We start from the raw sequence: 2597 nt of genomic DNA, 5'->3' as shown, positions 1-2597 counted from the left end.
AGCTCGTAGCTGGGAGAGCATCTGCCTTACAAGCAGAGGGTCGGCGGTTCGAGCCCGTCAACCCCCACCATTTTTTGCCGACTTAGCTCAGCTGGTAGAGCAACTGATTTGTAATCAGTAGGTCGCGGATTCGACTTCTGCAGTCGGCATACATCTTTTATAAAGATGGCAGACAATATAATACCAAATCTTGTTTTTAAAACAAGAGCCGTTAGCTCAGTTGGTAGAGCATCTGACTTTTAATCAGAGGGTCGCTGGTTCGAGCCCAGCACGGCTCATATAGCGGATGTGGCGGAATTGGCAGACGCACCAGATTTAGGATCTGGCGCCGCAAGGCGTGGGGGTTCAAGTCCCTTCATCCGCATTATGCGAAAGTAGTTCAGTGGTAGAACATCACCTTGCCAAGGTGGGGGTCGCGGGTTCGAATCCCGTCTTTCGCTCCATATTTTATGTTTACTTTTTTATCACCCTTGCCGGGGTGGCGGAACTGGCAGACGCACAGGACTTAAAATCCTGCGGTGAGTGATCACCGTACCGGTTCGATTCCGGTCCTCGGCACCATATATAGCGCCCATAGCTCAACTGGATAGAGTACTTGACTACGAATCAAGCGGTTAGAGGTTCGACTCCTCTTGGGCGCATTTATATTACGGGAAGTAGCTCAGCTTGGTAGAGCACTTGGTTTGGGACCAAGGGGTCGCAGGTTCGAATCCTGTCTTCCCGATAAAAAACAAAAAGATAATTCCTTTTAGGAGTTATCTTTTTTTTGCCTATCATTCATTAAGTTGATATGGTTGCACTCATAATTACGATTCAGTATAATAGGTAATAAGTCAGATTAGGTCAATTATATCTAGGAGTCATAAGGAGGTTAAGACGGATGAGTAATATGTCGGACGTAATCGAAGCCTACATTAAACGTTATCTTGAAGCAGAAGAAGAAATCGAACTAAAACGCAATGAAATGGCCGTTCATTTTCAATGTGTCCCTTCACAAATCAATTACGTTATTAATACGCGTTTCACTACAGAACGAGGCTATACCGTCGAAAGTAAGCGTGGCGGTGGCGGTTACATCCGCATTTTGAAAGTGCGTTTGAACACGCATAGTCAATTGGTGGATATGTTACTAGCGTTAATTGAGGATAAGGAAATCACCGAAAATATCGCAACCGATATTACCTGCCGTTTATGTCAAGAAGAGGTTGTGACTGAAGCAGAAGCCAAGCTAATGATGGTCACGCTTAGTCAAAATTTCCACGAAGATAAAATGCAAAATAATGCTGTACGAAAACATTATATGCAGGTGTTTTTGGAACATTTAAAATACAGAACATAATATAACTTTTAAGGGAGTGAGTGCAGATGTTTGGAAGATTTACACAAAAAGCACAGAAAGTCATCGCGTTATCACAAGAAGAAGCAATTCGTTTACGCCATACTAACTTAGGAACAGAACATATTTTACTTGGTCTTATTCGCGAAGGCGAAGGAATCGCGGCGCAAGCTTAAAAGAACTCGGGTTAGATACTGAAAAAATCGAAGCTGCTGTAGCAGAATTAATGGTTGAAGGTACTGAGGATGTACAGATTATTCGCTATACACCACGTGCTAAAAAGGTGATTGAATTATCGATTGATGAGGCGCGTAAACTTGGTCATACGTATGTTGGAACAGAACATATATTGCTCGGTCTTATTCGCGAAGGTGAAGGGATTGCCGCGCGGATATTCAGTAATTTAGATGTCAGCCTCAATAAAGCAAGACAGCAAGTCTTACAGTTGTTAGGGATTCGCACGCAACCTAATCAACAAAATCGTGCAGCAACGCAAGGCACACCAACCTTAGACTCGTTGGCCCGTGATTTAACACAAACGGCGCGTGAAGATAAGTTGGATCCTGTGATTGGCCGTGCGAAGGAAATCCAACGGGTCATCGAAGTATTGAGCCGTCGTACAAAAAACAACCCCGTTTTGATTGGCGAACCAGGTGTTGGTAAAACCGCTGTAGCTGAAGGACTTGCTCTGCAAATTATTAATAACGAGGTGCCGGAAACACTCCGAGGTAAACGCGTTATGACCCTTGATATGGGAACGGTTGTGGCAGGTACAAAGTATCGTGGTGAATTTGAAGACCGCTTAAAAAAAAGTTATGGAAGAAATTCGTCAAGCAGGCAATGTTATCCTCTTTATTGATGAGTTACATACGTTAATAGGTGCAGGTGGTGCCGAAGGTGCAATCGATGCCTCAAACATTTTAAAACCATCATTGGCCCGAGGCGAATTACAATGTATCGGTGCAACAACACGCGATGAATATCGTAAATACATTGAAAAAGATGCTGCGCTTGAACGTCGTTTTCAACCGGTACAAGTAGAAGAACCTTCGATTGCAGATGCAATCTTAATATTAAAAGGCTTGCGTGATCGTTACGAAGCGCATCATGGCGTTGCCTTTACAGATGCGGCTTTAGAGGCGGCAGTTGTAATGTCTCAACGTTACATTCAAGATCGTTTTCTACCAGATAAAGCGATTGATTTAATCGATGAAGCTGGTTCAAAAGTACGGTTGAAATCATTCATTACACCGACAAATGT

General features: G+C 43.5%; 1 protein-coding gene, 7 tRNA genes and 1 pseudogene. All 9 read left to right on the top strand.

Annotated elements, in window-relative coordinates; translation table 11 throughout:
* Nucleotides 1-76: 76 nt before the first annotated feature.
* Nucleotides 77-149, top strand: a tRNA-Thr gene (locus tag BCAMP_RS11355).
* Between the two features lie 56 nt (nucleotides 150-205).
* Nucleotides 206-278, top strand: a tRNA-Lys gene (locus tag BCAMP_RS11350).
* Nucleotides 279-282: 4 nt separating this feature from the next.
* Nucleotides 283-364, top strand: a tRNA-Leu gene (locus tag BCAMP_RS11345).
* A 4-nt stretch (nucleotides 365-368) separates the two neighbouring features.
* Nucleotides 369-443 (top strand) — tRNA-Gly (locus BCAMP_RS11340).
* A gap of 29 nt (nucleotides 444-472) precedes the next feature.
* A tRNA-Leu gene (locus BCAMP_RS11335) sits at nucleotides 473-561 on the top strand.
* A gap of 6 nt (nucleotides 562-567) precedes the next feature.
* Nucleotides 568-641 (top strand) — tRNA-Arg (locus BCAMP_RS11330).
* A gap of 9 nt (nucleotides 642-650) precedes the next feature.
* Nucleotides 651-724: transfer RNA gene (locus BCAMP_RS11325), tRNA-Pro, on the top strand.
* 156 nt (nucleotides 725-880) lie between these two features.
* A complete protein-coding gene (locus BCAMP_RS11320; RefSeq protein WP_035315696.1) occupies nucleotides 881-1339 on the top strand; it encodes a CtsR family transcriptional regulator in 459 nt (152 codons plus the stop codon).
* 26 nt (nucleotides 1340-1365) lie between these two features.
* Nucleotides 1366-2597 (top strand): annotated as a pseudogene (locus BCAMP_RS11315) (Clp protease N-terminal domain-containing protein); the annotation flags it as partial.

Source organism: Brochothrix campestris FSL F6-1037 (assembly GCF_000525915.1).
GTDB classification, from domain to species: domain Bacteria; phylum Bacillota; class Bacilli; order Lactobacillales; family Listeriaceae; genus Brochothrix; species Brochothrix campestris.
This window is presented reverse-complemented; position numbering and strand designations above follow the sequence as displayed.

What these genes read in the sequence shown, in the direction of transcription:
- BCAMP_RS11320 (WP_035315696.1), top strand. Translation starts at nt 881, where the DNA reads ATGAGTAATATGTCGGACGTAATCGAAGCCTACATTAAACGTTATCTT.